Annotated in this window: 18 protein-coding genes; 3 read left to right on the top strand and 15 right to left on the bottom strand. The window is 38.3% G+C overall.

Features of this window, described 5'->3' with window-relative positions; all coding sequences use genetic code 11:
- Positions 1 to 16: 16 nt before the first annotated feature.
- Positions 17 to 712: a response regulator transcription factor gene (locus tag F985_RS10555; RefSeq protein WP_004700752.1), complete on the top strand. Its 696-nt coding sequence runs from the start codon at positions 17 to 19 to the stop codon at positions 710 to 712.
- Here F985_RS10555 and F985_RS10550 read toward each other — a convergent pair.
- The 10 genes from F985_RS10550 to F985_RS10505 form a co-directional block, all read right to left on the bottom strand.
- Positions 709 to 2,037 (bottom strand): sensor histidine kinase, encoded by a 1,329-nt coding sequence (locus tag F985_RS10550; RefSeq protein ID WP_004700750.1) that lies wholly within the window; start codon positions 2,035 to 2,037, stop codon positions 709 to 711. The two genes, F985_RS10555 and F985_RS10550, sit on opposite strands and share 4 nt — an antisense overlap.
- Before the next feature lie 29 nt (positions 2,038 to 2,066).
- Positions 2,067 to 3,116, bottom strand: coding sequence for an SAM-dependent methyltransferase (locus F985_RS10545; protein ID WP_004700749.1), 1,050 nt, complete (start codon positions 3,114 to 3,116; stop codon positions 2,067 to 2,069).
- An 8-nt stretch (positions 3,117 to 3,124) separates the two neighbouring features.
- Positions 3,125 to 3,904: a DUF1295 domain-containing protein gene (locus F985_RS10540; RefSeq protein WP_004700747.1), complete on the bottom strand. Its 780-nt coding sequence runs from the start codon at positions 3,902 to 3,904 to the stop codon at positions 3,125 to 3,127.
- Between the two features lie 29 nt (positions 3,905 to 3,933).
- Complete coding sequence (locus tag F985_RS10535) at positions 3,934 to 5,133, bottom strand: SAM-dependent methyltransferase (protein WP_004700745.1); 1,200 nt, start codon at positions 5,131 to 5,133, stop codon at positions 3,934 to 3,936.
- Positions 5,130 to 5,921 carry a DUF1365 domain-containing protein gene (locus tag F985_RS10530; protein ID WP_004700744.1) on the bottom strand — a complete coding sequence of 264 codons (792 nt, stop codon included), beginning with the start codon at positions 5,919 to 5,921 and terminating at the stop codon, positions 5,130 to 5,132. The genes F985_RS10535 and F985_RS10530 overlap by 4 nt, the downstream gene beginning before the upstream one ends.
- Before the next feature lie 25 nt (positions 5,922 to 5,946).
- Complete coding sequence (locus F985_RS10525) at positions 5,947 to 7,209, bottom strand: NAD(P)/FAD-dependent oxidoreductase (RefSeq protein WP_004700742.1); 1,263 nt, start codon at positions 7,207 to 7,209, stop codon at positions 5,947 to 5,949.
- Positions 7,206 to 8,177, bottom strand: a complete 972-nt coding sequence (locus tag F985_RS10520; RefSeq protein ID WP_004700740.1) for an acyl-CoA desaturase — start codon at positions 8,175 to 8,177, stop codon at positions 7,206 to 7,208. The genes F985_RS10525 and F985_RS10520 overlap by 4 nt, the downstream gene beginning before the upstream one ends.
- 120 nt (positions 8,178 to 8,297) lie before the next feature.
- Positions 8,298 to 8,861, bottom strand: a complete 564-nt coding sequence (locus tag F985_RS10515) for a lipocalin family protein (RefSeq protein WP_004700738.1) — start codon at positions 8,859 to 8,861, stop codon at positions 8,298 to 8,300.
- 96 nt (positions 8,862 to 8,957) lie between these two features.
- On the bottom strand, positions 8,958 to 10,361 hold the full coding sequence (locus F985_RS10510; protein ID WP_004700737.1) for a heavy metal sensor histidine kinase: 1,404 nt from the start codon (positions 10,359 to 10,361) through the stop codon (positions 8,958 to 8,960).
- Positions 10,358 to 11,029: a heavy metal response regulator transcription factor gene (locus F985_RS10505; RefSeq protein WP_004700735.1), complete on the bottom strand. Its 672-nt coding sequence runs from the start codon at positions 11,027 to 11,029 to the stop codon at positions 10,358 to 10,360. Before F985_RS10505 ends, F985_RS10510 begins: the two co-directional genes overlap by 4 nt.
- A 125-nt stretch (positions 11,030 to 11,154) precedes the next feature.
- Between F985_RS10505 and F985_RS10500 the strand changes: the two genes are divergently transcribed.
- Both F985_RS10500 and uraH read left to right on the top strand, forming a co-directional pair.
- Positions 11,155 to 11,622, top strand: a complete 468-nt coding sequence (locus F985_RS10500; RefSeq protein WP_081401346.1) for a GlcG/HbpS family heme-binding protein — start codon at positions 11,155 to 11,157, stop codon at positions 11,620 to 11,622.
- Positions 11,623 to 11,636: 14 nt separating this feature from the next.
- Positions 11,637 to 12,038, top strand: coding sequence for a hydroxyisourate hydrolase (uraH, locus tag F985_RS10495; RefSeq protein ID WP_004700731.1), 402 nt, complete (start codon positions 11,637 to 11,639; stop codon positions 12,036 to 12,038).
- Positions 12,039 to 12,095: 57 nt separating this feature from the next.
- Here uraH and F985_RS10490 read toward each other — a convergent pair whose 3' ends face one another.
- The 5 genes from F985_RS10490 to F985_RS10470 all read right to left on the bottom strand — a co-directional run bounded on the left by F985_RS10490 (position 12,096) and on the right by F985_RS10470 (position 16,887).
- Positions 12,096 to 12,803 carry a PqiC family protein gene (locus tag F985_RS10490; RefSeq protein WP_004700729.1) on the bottom strand — a complete coding sequence of 236 codons (708 nt, stop codon included), beginning with the start codon at positions 12,801 to 12,803 and terminating at the stop codon, positions 12,096 to 12,098.
- Entirely contained in the window at positions 12,793 to 14,460 is a 1,668-nt protein-coding gene (locus F985_RS10485) for a PqiB family protein (RefSeq protein WP_004700726.1), read from the bottom strand. Before F985_RS10485 ends, F985_RS10490 begins: the two co-directional genes overlap by 11 nt.
- 7 nt (positions 14,461 to 14,467) lie before the next feature.
- Entirely contained in the window at positions 14,468 to 15,277 is an 810-nt protein-coding gene (locus F985_RS10480) for a paraquat-inducible protein A (RefSeq protein ID WP_004700724.1), read from the bottom strand.
- The gene (locus F985_RS10475) at positions 15,274 to 15,882 is read right to left on the bottom strand and encodes a paraquat-inducible protein A (RefSeq protein WP_004700722.1); all 609 of its coding nucleotides are present in this window, start codon (positions 15,880 to 15,882) and stop codon (positions 15,274 to 15,276) included. The genes F985_RS10480 and F985_RS10475 overlap by 4 nt, the downstream gene beginning before the upstream one ends.
- 120 nt (positions 15,883 to 16,002) lie before the next feature.
- The gene (locus F985_RS10470; protein WP_004700720.1) at positions 16,003 to 16,887 is read right to left on the bottom strand and encodes a LysR substrate-binding domain-containing protein; all 885 of its coding nucleotides are present in this window, start codon (positions 16,885 to 16,887) and stop codon (positions 16,003 to 16,005) included.
- Positions 16,888 to 16,948: the final 61 nt, after the last annotated feature.

The following is a 16,948-nucleotide window of genomic DNA, read 5'->3' as shown; positions in this document are numbered from 1 at the left end:
GGCTTAATAAAATCTTATGGGTAATCACTTTATCCTCATGGTTGAGGACCATTTTGAACTGGCGGCAACAGTCTGTGAATTTCTTGAAGTGCATGGATATGTCATCGATCATGCCCGTAATTTAGATGCTGCACGTTCTTTTCTTAAATCGCAGCACTATCATCTTTTACTGCTCGATATAAACTTACCCGATGGCTCAGGTTATGACCTATGTAATTGGCTACGTACCGAACAAGGAGTTGATATTCCGGTGCTGATGCTAACTGCAAGAGATACTTTAGATGACAAACTCAAAGGATTTACTGGCGGTACAGATGATTATTTAGTTAAGCCTTTTGATTTTAATGAATTAGTAATGCGTATTAGGGCCTTAATTAAAAGAGCGGCAGGTGAAGTCGCCAATCATAAAATTCAGATTCATGATTTAATTCTTGATAGCGCAACTCAAACCGTAGTTCGCGCTGGAAACAATATTGAATTGCCACCTATTCAATTTAAATTATTAAAAATTTTGATGCGTCAGTCTCCGAAAGTGGTTACCAAGCAAGAGCTTATGATGGAGCTGTGGGGAGACGAAGAACCTGAAAGTGATGCTTTACGCAGTCATATTTATAACTTAAGAAAAATGGTAGATAAACCATTTGACCCTAAACTATTACACACGGTAGCAGGTGTCGGTTTAAAGATTTCTTTGGAAAATTCGGCCGATTAACTTAGATATACCACAACAATTAAACCTGTTGCTTGTTCTAAGTCTAATTCAGGATGTGTAGCTAAATAGTATTGCCGATCAAACAATTCGACTCGCCATCCTAATTGTTTGCAAAGCTTCTGTACCAGTTGCAACCCAATGCCATGACCTTTAACTTTTAAAGAAAGCTGTGAATCGCTAAGCTCTTGCACCTTCACATCATTAGGTAAAGAAATTCCGATCCCATTATCAGCAATAATCAAACTGTTTTTTTGTTGAATAATATCAATTTGTGAGCCTTGAGAGTAATTGAGGGCATTGCGCAAAATATTACCTAGAACCATTTTGGTCATAGAAGGATATAACCAGCGCGGTTGTTCTGCTGAGTCTGGGTGAATATGAATATGTATACCCTTACTCTCACTCATGACTTGCAAGCTTTCGACTAAGTCTCGCACAATTTGTGATAGGAAATTTTTTTCCGATGGTAGGCTTTTTACTGTATTACGTGCAATTGCGAGTAAAGTGTCGACTAATAATTGCATATCTTCAATCGTATTATGAAGTCGAACTAAGGCTTTATCATCACCGTATCTAGCCTGACAAAGCTGAACATTACCCTTTAAAATCGTAAGTGGAGTACGAAGTTCGTGACTTACATCTCCAGTGAACTCTCGCTCGCGTCGAATAAACTCACTTAAGACCTGATGATATTTTTCCAAGGCTTGTTTCAGATACTCTGCTTCCATATTGCCATTGGTATTTATATCTTTAAAAGGTGAAGCTTGTGTATCTTGATGTGCCCAATCAATATTTTCTAATGCATTTGCCAAACGGGTAATTGGGGAAAAATAGCGTCTTGCTCTTCGGTTTGACCACCACAAAAAACTGTATAAAACAGATAAACTGAACATCAATGGAGCAAGTCCAAATAACCAAATCAGCTTGTTGACGTTACTCTCGCCAAATACCAAAAGTACATGCTGTCCATTACGCTCACCGTATACGGTCATACGTTCTTTACCATCAATAAAGATTCGATGTACCCCACTCTCTAAATGCATATCTTTAAAAGGTTGAGGTGCTATCTGGGTATTCCACCGATATCCATATAAGTTTTTAGTATCTGGCAAATCTGCATTTGGGTTACGATCTATACGTAACCAGTAATGTTCCATTTCCTGTTCTAGAGCCGTTTTAAGCAAAGAACCCTTAATTACCCAAGCACTACAAGCCAACCCGACCACAATCGACAATGCGATTAGAGCAATCTGCAACCAATAATATCGATTGAACATTTTGGCTAATGGATGGCTAGATTTGCCATCGCGTCGAGTTCTTATCATATCGTTATCGCCGGGATAGGCTGTAGAAATTACAAAGGTCTCTTTTTAAATAAAAAGTGACCAATGACCCATTCTTGTCCTTGCTCAAACCCAAAAAGTTCAGCACAAGCCATGAAAAAAATACGCCAGCGTTGCCACCAAATATTGGCATCTTTTCCATAGATTTTTTTAAATAACGGTTTAAGTTCTTCCTCTTGATTATCCATATTATCAAGCCAAGCATTCGCTGTTCTCATATAATGCTCACCTGACCACTGCCAGTGTTGAGCCAGTTCTAAATGCTCTTGAAAATGTAGAAAAGTGGAAGTTGAAGGCATTAAACCGCCAGTAAAGAAATACTTGGACATCCAATCATAGTCTGATTTTACTTCAAAAGGATAATGCAAAAAGCGATGACAAAAAATATGACACCAGAGTAACCCATCTGGCTTTAACCATCCCTGAATTTTTTCAAATAGACGTTGATAGTTCCGCACATGTTCAAACATTTCGACCGATACAACACGATCAAATTGGCCCTTGTCTAATTCGAGTACATTTACATCACAAGTGAGTACTTCAACATTGGTAAGCCCTCTCAACTTTGCTTGCTCGAGAATATGTTTTTTCTGAGTCGCGGAGTTTGAAACAGCCGTAATTTGTGAGCGTGGATAATTTTCCGCCATCCATAAGGTTAAAGAACCCCAACCGCAACCTAACTCTAAAATGTGTTGACCATTTTTAAGTTGTGCTCTTTCACAGTAAAGCTGAAGTGCCAACTCTTCTGCCTGATCTAAAGTTGTTGTTTTAGTTGGAAAGTAACATGCACTGTATTTAAGCCTTTTTCCAAGTACTGTCTGAAAAAACTCGGTCGGTAACTCATAGTGCTGTTCATTTGCTTTATCTGTTTCTACAGCAATTTCACTCTTTTTGAGTAAATTAAGAACGTCCATATAGCGCTGCGCCCCTTGCTCAGGATCATAACGGCCTTCTTGAATTAAGCGCTTTTTACTTAAAGCACGAATCGCAGCTCTAATCGCATGATCTGGAATCACACCACTTTCAACAATTTTTAAAGACTGATGAACAATAAAATCCATATGAGCACCTATTTTTTTGGTCTTCGCGGAATAAACATTGAAGTTCTTTGTTGATAATCAAGATAATTTTGACCGCGGCTTTTGATTGCTTGTTTTTCACTAAATGGAATACCCGTGACGTAGTATAAAAATAGCCACATCAACACAGGATAAATCCACAATAAATATTCGTCTGCAGCTAAACCAATAATGGGATAGGCAAACCAATGTAACCATTCAAAAAAGTAATTTGGGTGTCGTGAATAACGCCATAATCCTTGATCCATGGTTTTGCCATGGTTTTCCGGATTTAACTTAAATCTGTATAACTGCTGATCGGCAAGCTGCTCACCTATGAAAGCAATCGCCATAACTACTGTTGCAATCAATAAAGCGATTTTATATTCACTACTCCATAGAGCTGCCTCTACGTTAAGCAATGTCCACATTGGTAAAAAGAACAGAAACACTAAGAATGTTTGAAATATAAAGAATAATAAAAAGCCAAAATGCTGGAACTTACCCATGGCCTGACGCATATTTGCATATCGACCATCTTCTTTTTGTTCAGACTGATAACGTCTTAACAGGTGCCAAAATAGTCTTAAAAACCATAGACCGCTAAACACGCCGATAAATAGCCTTACTTCAACTGGAGCAACTGAAATGAGTAAAGAAGACACAATAATATTAATTGCCAGACAGAAGCTCCAAGCAGCATCTACTATTCCAGCACGACCATTTAGAGTTGCAAGTAACCAGCTTATCAACATGATAAGTAAGTCCAGAATGAGCAAATTCCATAACATGAGCTGTCTCCTTGCTAAAGGTGTTTGAACTAGTAACTGGTACTTTCAAACAACAAGTGAACATTGCTTGTCACGCCTTCTTTAAAACCGCCCTCGCAATAACATAAATAGAAATCCCACATGCGAATGAAGTTTTCATCGAAACCTAGAGCCAATACCTCTTCCCTTGCAGCTAAAAAACGCTCTCGCCAATGATGAAGTGTTTGCGCATAACTTAGACCAATGTCATTTAAATACTTTAGCCTTAAACCACTCTCAGACGCGGTTTGAGTTAGTACACTCACACTCGGAATGAAACTACCGGGAAAAATATAGCGTTTAATATAGTCAACAGTATTGAGTGCTTTTTTATAGCGAAAATCTTCAATGGTGATGGCTTGAATAAGAGCCAAACCTTTAGGTTTTAAAAGTGCTCTACATTGATCAAAATATGTCGATAGATACTGTGCACCAACTGCTTCAACCATTTCAATTGAAACCAGCTTATCGAACTTACCTTCGAGCAAACGGTAGTCTTTTAATTGCACATCAATACGATGTGCTAAACCTGCTTCATTTACGCGGGTAATCGCTTCATCGTATTGGGCTTGCGAAATGGTAATGGTAGTCACTCGGCAGCCATAATGCTGAGCTGCATAAATTGCAAAACCACCCCAACCACTTCCGATTTCCACCAAGTGATCTAATGGTTTTAAATCCAACTTTTTACAGATAATTTCTTTTTTTAAATCTGATGCTTCTTCGAGTGTCATATTTTCATTTTCAAAAACGGCGCTCGAATACATTAAAGATGGATCTAGAAATAACTTAAAAAAGTCATTGCTTAAATCATAGTGCTCGGCAATATTTTTACGGCTACCACTTATAGAATTCTTTCTATTTTTATACCAAGCTTTAAGAAAAAACTGGCTCGCTTGGGCAAACATATTTTGATTAAGCTGGTCTAATACATCTCGATTACGCGCCAAGATCTGAATCAACTCGACAAGTTGCTGGCTGCTCCAATCTCCACGGATATAACCTTCTGCTGCACCTAAAACGCCATTTTTTAAAATGAGTTCCATCAATAAAGGATTATGTACTTCAACCACAGCATGCAAGTCTGATACTTCACCCACCGTACCATTCCATGCACCCTGAAAAGTAATCTGCCCATGACGTAATTTGAGAAGGCTTTTGAGTAGTAATGGTAGTGAGTCATCTTCACCATACAGAAATGTTTTTATCATATCTTATCTACCTTGATCTTTTTAGGGTGACGATAAAATGGCACTTTTTTTCGCCACAACTTAAATGCCTCTAAATATATTGAAAACAGCATTTTAAAAGGCGCCAAGCTGTTATTAACAGCATATCGATATTGTTGTGAAGGAAATGTGATGGGTATAAGTTCAAAGCGCATAGTGGCGTCAAAGACTTGATTTTGTTCTTCAAAGAGCTGCATATGAATGACATTTTGCTGATCTGAAAAACTAAAGCGCCAACGGTAAGTCAACTGCATAGGCATAAACGGCGAAACATGAAATGATTTTTCAAATTTAAAATCAAAACTTTCATAATCCTTTATGTGACTGTATTGGTTCGTACAATCATGAACATAAACTTTTCGTTCATTCCAAGGGGTGTTGGTAATTTCACTAACAATAAATACAGGTTTTCCAGTTTTAGTTAGAACAAAATAAAATACGACCGAGTTAAAACGAAAACCTAAACATCGAGGTAAAGCCAATACTCTGATTTGCCAGTCTGGTCGGAAATGTGTGTTGTTATTTTGAAGTATTGCTTTCTCTACTCTATCCCTTATAGAACCACGATACATATTTAAAAAATCATTTTCAGATAGTTTTAGTACATTCCAATGATCGGTAGACCAAAGTGAGCAATCTTTTGAAATTTCATTTAATTGATCTGGATCGAACCACAAATAATTTAAAGTCGAAGTGAATTGGTGCTCTTTAGGGCTATAACGTCTATGACGAATAAGTGCAGGAGCTATAGCAAGTTTATTTAATAACATTTGAGAAGCCTCCTGCTTTTAATATTTATAACGCTAAGATTTGCTCTACAACACGAGCTGCACTACGGGCCCCATCTTCATGAAAGCCCCATCCCCAATACGCTCCACAAAATGAAGTACGATTTTGTCCATTAATTTCGTGCCAGCGTGATTGGGCTTGAACTGCTTTTGCATCAAATACCGGATGACGATACTGACGTTCCACCAAAATATCCTCGGGTTTAATTTTCATATTTGGATTTAAGGTAGAGAAAATTTGAGTTTTGCAAGATAAGTTCTGCAAATTATTCATCCAATATGTAAACCCGTAATGTATAGCGGACGTATCATTTTCAACTTGTGATGTTGGCGTTACATGTACATGCCAACTTGCCCACTGCAAACGGCTTTTAGGCATAATTGAAAGATCACGGTGAACTACCATTCGATTATCTTGATAACCAAATTGGCTTAATATTTCTTGTTCCAGAGATGACGCATCTTTTAATAAACTTAGGCTATCGTCAGCGTGGCTTGCAAAAATTACCCAGTCATATTGTGATTGTCCTTCAACGGTTTCAATCAACACCTTTTCTTGCGAACGGCTCACAGCTTTTACTTCTGCAAACTTCCATTCAAGAGATGGACAGTTCTTTTGAATCGCACGAATATAACTTGCCGAACCGTGTTTAACCGTTTGCCATTGCGGTCGTTCTTTTAGCTGTAACATGCGATGATGCTGAAAAAAGCTCACCACAAATCGATATGGAATTTGACCTACTTGCTCAACCGGAGCCGACCATAAGGCACCGCACATCGGATAAAGATGCTCATAACGGAACTCATGACTATATTTGTGAAGGTCCAAATACTCTTCAATCGATAAATTTGGATCAATATCTGCCACATCAATATTCTTATTGTCATCATAAAAACGTAGTAAATCTGACAACATTTGCAGAAACTTTCGGTTTAAAAAGTTTTGCGGACGCGCAAACAGCGACCATTTTTTGGAAGGGTTATATTGAAGTCCACTCACCAAATTATTTACCGAAAAACTCATATCGCTGCTTTGATTTTCTACACCTAATTTTTTTAGCATATCGGTAAATAACGGATAGTTATAATCATTAAACACAATAAAACCACTATCTACCGCGACTTTAGCACCGTCAATATTCAGCTCATGCGTGTCAGTATGACCACCAAAATAGTTATTTTTTTCATATACCGTAACCTGATGTTGTTTTGACAATTTCCAAGCGGTATAAAGCCCCGATATACCTGAACCAATAATGGCAATCTTCATAACACTTCCCCATTTTCAATTTTTTCTATTGGTAGATCTTTAATTTTTTTATATTGGTAAACTTTATTCGGTACGGGTTTTAACCCCCATACCAAACCAAATAAAGACATGATTTTGAGAATATAAAAGGTAATATCAATCTGCCACCAATGAAAACCTTGTCGCACACTGCCCGCGTAAAAGTGATGGTTGTTGTGCCAGCCTTCACCTAGCGTAATTAGAGAAAGTAGAAAGTTATTACGGCTATCATCTGGGGTATTAAACTCACGTGAACCATAGCGATGAGCAAGCGAGTTAATACATAAAGTTGCATGAATTAGAAGAACAGTAGAAATCACAAATCCCCACACTAAAAGTTGTAAGCCATTTGTCCCTAGTTCGGGATGATGTCGAGCTAACCATGAACCTAAACCATAAATTGCCAAAGCCGTCAAAATCACAATAGGCAGACAAAATCGATCAAGCAAAATTAGTTCTGGATATTTCAACCAGTCTTTAATGACTTTTTTTCGAGTGGCAAAATTTTGCTCATTTAAAAACCAACCAACATGTGAATACCAAAAGCCTGCTTTTGCTGAATGAGGATCTTGATCGGTGTCGGTAAAATGATGGTGATAACGGTGATGCGCTGCCCACCATAATGGTCCGCGCTGCGCGCTCATGGTTCCAATGAGTACAAATATGAATTGGACAATACGTGATGTTTGAAAAGTTTTATGCGAAAGATAACGGTGAAAAAAAGCGGTAATCGCAAACATACGTATAAAATAAAAACCGAGCATAAAGATCACAGCGAACCAAGACACGCCGACCCAAAACGCAGCCAAACAAGCGATATGTAATAGAATAAAAGGAATAATTCTTAACCATTGAATTTTCTTCTCAATGACATATTCGCTAGAAGTATCCATTTGCGCATTTTCTGAATCTGACCAGCTATCGATCCAGCGTAGAAAAAATTTAGACATTGATTCTTCCTGATCTAAAGCATTTCTTTTCTGTTTTTAATTTAGAAAATGCGCAATGAATTTTATGTGAAGATCTTAAAATTACGAATAAAATTTAAGATCTTCTTCATCAGTTATTTTCTATTTAGACTGTGTAGTTTTAACAAGTTTAGAAACATCATAACCATACTGTTTCGCAGTTTGCAGATAAGACTGGTATGTCGCTTCATCAAGTTGAGGGCTACGAGAAAGAATCCATAAATATTTATGGCTAGGGCCACCCACTAAAGCAACCTTATAGTCCTGATCTACTCTTAGAACCCAATAATCACCCTTGGTAAAAGGAATCCATCTGAGACCAGAAGGTAAAAAGCTCACCTTTAATTTACTGTTGCCTTCATTTTGCGGATAAGCCACACCTTCAGATGAAATCATTTCACCTTTTTTATTGGTACAGCTATTTAATACACCTACGGTTTTGTCCGCGTTAATAGAATAGTTTGCTGTTGTATTGGCTACACAATTACGCTGAAAAAACATAGGTAAATGCGCAATTTCATACCACTTACCTGCGTATTTATTAATATCAATAGACTCAACCGCGATAGGTTTCGTGTTGTTGTCTGCATACGTACTAAAAGGAAGCGCTACACTAACCATAGCAAGGCCAGTGCTCACAACAAGTGATTTAAATGATAATTTCACAATGATCCTCCTATATTTATTTAATATGCTTAACCATACTCCAGAGTGCTGTGAACAAAGTGTGAATTTTAAAAATTAATGAGCGCTATTAAGTATTTAATTTAATATTTTTGAAGTGTCTAGAACTGGAAAATCAAGCTCAAAGCACACACCTTCAACCGTGTTATAAACGCGGTAAAGACCCTCATGTAAATCCATAATTGAAGCGACAATTGATAACCCTAATCCACCTGTCTGGTTCTCATCACTTCGACTTGAGTGGCATTGGTAGAATCTTTCAAAAAGATGCTCAAGTTGATGTTCAGCAATTGAAATACCACTGGTTATCACACTTAGGCTCACCACTTTCTTGTGATCAAGTGTCTTATATTTACTTTTAATAAAAATAGTTCGCTTATTCCCACCATGAACCAGTGCATTTAAAATCAAGTTATAAACTGCTCTTTGAAATAGCTCAGGATCTGCAAATAACTTTTGGGCTTCTAAATTTAAACTAAAATGGCAGTCTTGTTCCTCGGCTTGATATTCAAAAATTTGGCATAGGTTATCTATAACGTCTTGGATATTTATATCTTGTTTGTTTACAAGAACCATTCTCTGATCGGCTCTTGCCAAGAAAAGCATGCTATCAATCATGCGTTTTAATCTGTGGTAGTCATCTAAATGAGACACCAGCAAATCTTCATATTGCTCAATCGAACGTTCACCAGTTAAAGCAATCTCGGTTTGCCCAATCAAATTATTTAAAGGCGTACGGAACTCATGAGCGATATCTTCAGAAAAACGGTTGAGCTGCATATAGCCTTTTTCAATACGCTCAAGCATGTGGTTTATATCTTTTGAAAGCAGCTCAACTTCTAAAGGAGAATTTGAGAGATTTAACCGTTTCTGTAGCTGGTTTACGTTAATAGAGTGAGTTTGCTTGCGAAGCTGTTGTAGCGACCGTAAACCTAAATGGCACGCTAAAATGCAAAGCACAAAGATCGCAAACACGCCCCCGACCACATACATCAAGAGACTTTCTTGAAAAGGTAAAAGAATATTGATGCGTTCCGACCACTGTTTACCTGCAATGAGCAAATAAGGCTCTTGATTAATCGTTATGGTTTTCCAAGCAATTCGGGTTGGATATGGGTTATTGGCTAAATCTTGAAATTGAAGAGTGTTTTTTTCTGTAAACTCAGGTAACTGAATATGAAGCGGATTGATATTAATTAAAGCTTTATCTTTATGGATGAGCAGAAACAAGTTGTCTTGATTGCCAAGCATGTTTTGATACAGCTTAGGCCGCGCAATAATTTGCTCTACATTTTCGCTGTCTTGTAGCAAAATTTCCAAACGGTTAATTCGCTCTGCTAAAGCTTTATCTTGCTGCTTTAATAAAATCTGGTTAATACCTAAATAGGTCATAAAGCCGACGGAACATAAAATTAAGGCAGAACAAAGCGTGACCAGTAATGTAATACGGACTTCAAGCGAACGTAGTAATTTAAAGTTCATAAGCTAACCGAAATTTTATAGCCCAAGCCACGTATGGTATGAATGAGTTTTAACTCATAGGCTTCATCAATTTTGCTTCGTAAACGGCGTACCGCGACGTCAATAAAGTTGGTATCGGTGTCAAAGTTAATATTCCAAACCTCGGAACCAATTTGTCTGCGCGTCACGATTTGCTCTTTGTTGAGCAACAGGTAACGCAACAAATTAAATTCGGTCTTACTCAGCTCAATTAACTTGCCACTACGCCATACTTTATGACTAACCAAATCCATTTTTAAATCGCTAATAGACAGCTCGTTTTCTTGCAGATATTGCTGTCGTCTTAACAAACTTTTAATGCGTGCCAACAGTTCAATATAGGAAAAAGGCTTAGCCAGATAATCATCTGCACCTAACTCTAACCCTTTCACTCTATCCATCACCTGATCTTTTGCCGTTAAGAAAATCACCGGAATTTTTGAAAACTGGCGTAGGACCTGTAATACGCTCCAGCCGTCTATGTCAGGCAACATCACATCAAGAATAAGCAAATCATATTGATCCCTTTTTAGCATTTCCAAACCTTGAAGCCCTAAGTGAACACACTCTGCTTGATAGCCGGATTCTTTTAATCCTTTGACCAAATAAGTGGCGATCTTGATCTCATCTTCAATAATAAGGATACGCATTTTTTAGAGACTCATTTGAAAGATGACAACTTTGTAATGTGATTGTCATGCTTGAAATTAAGCAATTTGTTTAAGATTTTCAAAGCAACATAGAGGCAATCAACATGAAAAAATTGAACTGGCTGATGTTAACAGCCGTGCTATTTGGTAATAGTACTTTTGCACAGCCCCCTGCTTTGAATCAAGTTTATTCGTTAGATCTAAAAACTGCCCACCTGTTAGCTGACAGTGCTAAAGAGGCATGCAAAAAATTAAATCAAAACATTGCGGTTGTTGTTGTAGATCGCGGCGGTAATCCTTTAACTGCCGAACGGCATGAGCTGGTGGGGCCACATAATTTAATGGCTGCCGAGAAAAAAGCCTATACCGCGTTATCTACCAAAACATCGACCTTAGTTTTAAGCCAAAACAGTAACCAAAACCCCGATGCAAAAAATTTAACCACCATAGCGAATTTACTTTTGTTAGGCGGTGGCGTACCTGTCCGTTTTGAGAACCAAGTAATCGGAGCAATTGGCGTTGCGGGTGCTGGCGGTGCACAAAATGACAATCAATGCGCAAGCAAAGCCATTGAAACCGTTTTTAATTCATAAGGAGTTAGTTCAACATGGCAAAATCATTTATTGCTTTATCTTCGTTATTTATAGCTTCGGCTACATTTGCACAAACTAATCCGCTGAGTGTGCATGTGTTAAATTTAGAAACGGGTTTACCCTCTTCTCAGGTTGAAGTCGTTTTAGAAAAAAACACCAATAATCAGTGGGTAAAACTCAACCAGCAAGTGACTGATTCAAATGGCCGTATTACTGCACTCTATCCAGAAAATAAAAAACTAGAGCAAGGGGTTTATAAAGTTACCTTTAAAACTGAAGACTGGTTTAAAAAGAACAAACAGCAAACGTTCTTTAGTGAAGTACCTGTGATTTTTAAAGTGGACGGCAGCGTAAACCACTACCATATTCCGTTACTGCTCAGCCCTTACGGTTACTCAACCTACAGAGGCAACTAAAATAAAAAAGCCTTTATCTGTTTTTAGACAGATAAAGGCTTGTGTTAGCAAATTTTACTACGAACAAACACCATTCGTGATCACTACTTTTTTGTTTGAATCTAATGCCACAATTGAAGAAGAAACCGAATTAATAATCTGGCCCATCGCCTCACTTGAAGCACTTACAATTGCATCCATTTTCTTAGCTTTCTGATCAATTGACTGTTTAAACGCAATTCGACAATTGAGCTGAGATCCTGCATTGGTAATGACTTTTGGATTAGATGACTCTAATTGAGTTGGGGGTATTTGACGCTTCACGACCCAAGACACCGCAATATTAATATAACTTTTATCAACAATATCAAAATGAGAAAAGTCTGTAGAAACTCGATATAAAGGCTGATTGTTTCCAGCAAGCCCACTGCTATAACTGTCAATTGCGCCTAATTTTTGCTGTAAACCTGCCGATAGTGTATCGCGTAATTGTGTACTCATAGTCGACGTCCAGCGCTCATTGTTTAACACCGTAGACTTGCCACTACTGTCTTGTAGCACCAAAGGCGCACGGTCTAAACGGTCTGGAAGACCAACCGGTAGAACTTCAATAACTCGAATACTTGAACTAACTGCCGGAGTTATTTTAGGACTAATCGTATAGTAGTTCGGCGTTGGTGAACTCGAACAGGCCGTCATAGCAACTGCCATAAAAAACAGGCCGCTCCCAAGCAGCCATTTGGCTGCTTTAGGATGTTGAAAAGATAGAGTATTTTTATTTTTCATCATCGGCCTCTGGTGTCTTACCACGAATAATTGATTCAGGATGTTGCTCAATATAATCTGCCATGAGCTGTAATGAAGCTGCTGCACGTGTCATTTGCTGCAATGCTTTACGTACGTCTTGTTGTAACGGCGCATCGCTCGACAAAATAGACTCGGACGATCTTACAGTTTTACGAACATCGTCTAAGGTTGCTTGTAAACCAGGTGCAACTTTACCATCTAACTGTTTAACCAGCTTGTCGGTAGACTCAATAGCTGTATTCATATTCTTAAGCGTTTTACGAACATCTTGCCCAATTTCAACTAATGGGAATTTAGTTAACTTATCGGCAATTTGAGAAACCTGTGCCTGTAAGCCACTCAACTCTGTTGGAGTGGTTGGAATCACCACACGGTTATCACTCAAAATTTGTAAGCTAGCTGGTTTCGCTTTAGGGAACTTATCTAAGGCAATATAGTTTTGGCCTGTTAAGAGGTTGCCCGTTCTCATCTGCGCACGCCATCCATGCTCAACAAAATCTTTGAAAATGTTGCTATTTGGATTGAGTGCCTGTCCATTTTCAACACGTGACGGATAAATGACCGCCTCAACGCGCATACGAATTTGCTTATAGTTATTATAGAACTCCGCATTAATCGATTTAACATTACCAATTTCAATACCCATGAAATCAATTGGCGCACCAGCAGCTAAACCGCGAAGTGAATGATCGAAGTACATAATCACGCCACGTGGCTGACCATCTGGTTCTTTGAGCGCATCGGATTTTGAGTCCCAAAGATTAAAGCTGCTCTTATTGGCCGCTACAGTCGCATTTGAGTTTTCAGGGAAACCAAAAGCAATACCGCCAGCAACAATACTCGCAAGCGACTGAGTATCTAAATTAAAGCCTGAAGCATTCAAACTCACATCAATACCACTTGCTTGCCAAAAGCGTGCATCTGTAGTCACAAACTTATCGTATGGTGCACGAATAAAAGTCTGAAGCTGCACACTTTTACCGTCATCAGCTAGCTTATAAGCAGTAATTTGTCCGACGTTAATTCGACGGTAATAAATCGGCGAGCCGATATCTAAAGATCCCAAATCCTCAGCTTTCAAAAAGAATTCTTTACCCGGTACATCGGAAGTAATCACTGGTGGTATTTCTAAACCTGTAAATTCAAGTTTTTTCTCGGGTGACTTACCGCCATCTACTTCAATATATGAACCTGACAATAAGGTGTCTATGCCTGAAACGCCACCTGTCCCAATACGTGGTCGTACTACCCAAAAACGTGAATCTTGCGCGGCAAAGTTGCTGGCATTTTTACGTAAATCAATTCGCGCAATAATATGTGAGCGGTCATCGGCCAGATCAATTTGCCGTACAACACCAATATCAACCTGCTTATAGCGCACAGTTGTTTTACCTGCAACTAAGCCTTCTGCTGTACGAAAAGATACTTCAATTGTTGGCCCATTAGAGAGCAACGCTTTCACTGCGAGTGAAAGTGCAATTAAAAGTGCAACCAATGGAACTATCCAAATTAATAGAGGTTTCCACCGATTTTTCTTTTCTTGCGGTTCTGGTAAATCATTCATGTTTTCCAGTTCAACATCAGTCTCATGATGATCTGATGTACCGCCGTTTGTTTTGTTTTCAGACATACTCATTTTTCTTTTATTGACTGGGATTAATGGGATCATTATTCAAGGACGAATGCTCTGCCTGAATAACTGTGGTTTTTTCCGAAGAAAAATCATTGGGTTTATTGGTATTTTGGGATGCGTAAAAATTATCCCAAATAATACGTGGGTCAAAACTTAAAGATGCAAACATGGTTAAGACTACAACTGCACCAAACGCAATTGAACCTGGCCCTGCCAAAATAGTCGCAAGCGATTGAATCTGAATAAGTGCAGTTAATAAAGCGACCACAAAGACGTCAATCATAGACCAACGTCCGACAAACTCTACAATTCGGTAAAGTTTGATACATTGCTCTGGTGAAAATTTCCAAGCTGCCGATGACTGTATATATACAACCAATAATAGGAAATACAAAATAAATAGCTTAAGCATCGGAATAAAAATACTGGCCATGAAAATGACCACCGACACTAAATAGTCTCCATTTTGCCAAAAATAAATCACACCACTCATGATGGTATCTTTCTGGCTGCCTAAAAGTGAGTCGGTTATTGTCATCGGCAGTACGTTAGCCGGTATATACAAAATAGTCGCAGCAACAACTAGGGCAAAGGTACGGTTTAAACTTCCCTGTTTGCGCTCATGCAGTACACTACGACATCTAACGCAGCGTAAAACTTTATTCTTTTTAGCAGCGACTACTTTATCTACTTTTGATGAGTTTAATAACCCACAGCAGTGACACAATATCAGCGATAGATCTTTGGCTCGTGGATATTGCTTTAGAACCATGTCTGTATTTTCGGCCTTGAGTGCAGTCACTTTTTTTATCGTTTTCATAGTGGTGACCTATCAATTTCGTTCCATATATCGCTCACCTTTATGGACGTAATATAAACCATCAATAGGCTCAAAACCGCAAATGCCCACAAGGCAATTTCTGGAATAACAAGCACCATACCCATTAACTTTACAAGGGTGACCAAAATTCCAATCAGGAATACCTCAACCATTCCCCAGACTCTCATAAAATAAAGCGTTCGTAAGACAACTACTAAAAATTTTGGTCGTCTTTTAAATATACTGACCGTACCCAGTACATAGGCCATTAATAACAAATATGAAAGTGGCACAATAAACGTGGTAATTAAAATTAAGACACCGACAAAAGCTCGATCATAATGAAACATGACCCATACGGCACCCAATAAAGTGGTTTCAGATATATTCCCTTGCAATTCAATCTTTACAATCGGAAAGCTATTGGCAATAACAAATACGATTAAGGCCGTTAAAATAAGGGCCAATAAAGTCGTAAATGGCTTAGTATGCCGATAAAGCTCTGCACCACAGCAAACACAATAAGCTCTTTTTCCATAAGCAAGCGGAACTCTACGATAGACGGTATCGCACTCCTCGCAACCTGCTAATTCTTTAAGCTTCATAGGCATACTCTAAGGGCTATTCTTTAACTGTTTTACACAAACTCTTTTATTACTAAGTTAAATTAAAATATAAAGCAATCTAAAAACTATACTGGGCAATACAAATTTGACAATAAAAAATTACCGCAGATGCTGTTCAATATATTGTTGAAACTGCTGAATAATATGTACTGATTGTGTGGTGGAATTGAAATAAAGACCAAAGTTTAAAGTCTCCAGTTCAGGCAGTACATCAGTTTCTATGGTCTGAATATCTAGTGGAATTTGAAAACATGATCTTAGACTAATGCCAATCCCCGCCCTTATAGCAGGCCATAGTCCTTGGACTGAGTTACACTCATAAGCAATATGCCAAGCAATACCCTTTTGCTCAAGTACCTCAATAGCCATTTGTCTTAAAATACAAGGTTGTTGTAATACCACAAGTGGTATGGAGGCTCTATTTTCAATGATTTGCAAGATATGGGGATGAGGACAGAATAACCATTTTGTCTCTACACTTTTAAGCTCATGAAAGTTTTCAATTACTGGTTTTTGCTGCCATATAAGTGCTAAATCAAGCTCTTGCTTTTGTACTTTATCAATCAAGTTAAGGTTGCGGTCAACCCGAATTTGAAACTGTACGTTTGGATGCTGCAACATAAACTGAGCGATAAGTTGCTGTAAGGTTCCTTCAGCAAAATCTTCTTGTAAACCAAAACGAATGACTCCACTCGCTTGAGTCTGATGCAGCTTTAAAAGCACAGTATCGTTCAAAGCCAACATGTTTTTTGCATGGCTCAACAATAATTCACCACTTGGGGTTAATTCTAATAGCCGCCCCTGTTTTCTAAGAAGCTGGCAACTTGTTTGTTGCTCTAGCTTTTTTAATTGCGCACTAATTGCGGCTGGTGAACGACATAAGTGTTGTGCTGCTAGCTGATAACTCCCTAGCTCGATTCCTTTAACGAATGCACGTAAGGCATCTAAATCAAGATTGGTTGGGGGTTTAGTATAATCATTCATAAAAACCGAATTATTAGTTAGAAAAGTTTTGATTTTTTTAACTATATCAAACTGCCATATT

Origin of the sequence: Acinetobacter seifertii, assembly GCF_000368065.1 — a bacterium.
GTDB lineage: Bacteria > Pseudomonadota > Gammaproteobacteria > Pseudomonadales > Moraxellaceae > Acinetobacter > Acinetobacter seifertii.
The sequence above is the reverse complement of the archived record's forward strand: the minus strand, read 5'-3'. Positions and strand labels throughout refer to the sequence as shown.